This is a genomic window from Streptomyces boncukensis, assembly GCF_011045075.1.
Classification (GTDB): domain Bacteria; phylum Actinomycetota; class Actinomycetes; order Streptomycetales; family Streptomycetaceae; genus Streptomyces; species Streptomyces boncukensis.
On record NZ_JAAKZZ010001081.1, the window covers coordinates 1 to 650 of the forward strand.

General features: G+C 70.9%; 1 protein-coding gene. It reads left to right on the plus strand.

Annotated features, from left to right (window positions below):
• Positions 1 to 56: 56 nt before the first annotated feature.
• A complete protein-coding gene (locus tag G5C65_RS38040) occupies positions 57 to 629 on the plus strand; it encodes a DUF4245 domain-containing protein (RefSeq protein ID WP_206442745.1) in 573 nt (190 codons plus the stop codon).
• Positions 630 to 650 lie beyond the last annotated feature (21 nt).

A 650-nucleotide genomic window follows, 5' to 3' on the forward strand; every position in this document is an offset into this window, starting at 1 on the left:
AAGAGACAGGGGGCGTGGCAGCAGACAAGAAGCGCGGCATCCAGACCGTACGGGACATGGTGATCTCCCTCGCGGTGATCGTGCTCGCCGCCGGGGTGATTTACCAGTTCATCCCGCACGACGAGGGCAAGGACCCGGTCAAGCCGGTCAGTTACGACATCGAGGTGAAGTCGGCCCGCAGGGCCGCGCCGTACCCGGTGGCGGCGCCCGAGGGCCTGTCCAAGAAGTGGCGCGCCACGTCCGTGCGGTACACGGCGGGCCAGGGGCCCGAGGGGTCCCGCTGGCACCTGGGCTTCATGACGCCCGACGACGAGTACGCGGCGGTCGAGCAGAGCGACGCCAAGCGCCCCGAGCGGTATGTGAGGGATATCACCCAGGGCGCCGAGAAGACCGCCAGGACCGAGCGCATCGGCGGCACCGAGTGGGTGCGGTATGAGGGCGCGAAGTACGACGCGCTGGTGCGGAAGCCGGACGCGGACTCCAAGGCGTCCACGGTGGTGACCGGGACGGCCCCGTTCAAGCAGCTCCGGCAGCTCGCGGGGGCGCTGGAGGCGCGCAAGGTGCAGGTCCCGAGCACGCCGCCGTCGACGCCTTCGGACAAGGCCGCCTCCGGCCAGGCCGCGGGCTGAGCGGAAGAGGGGCGGGAGAAG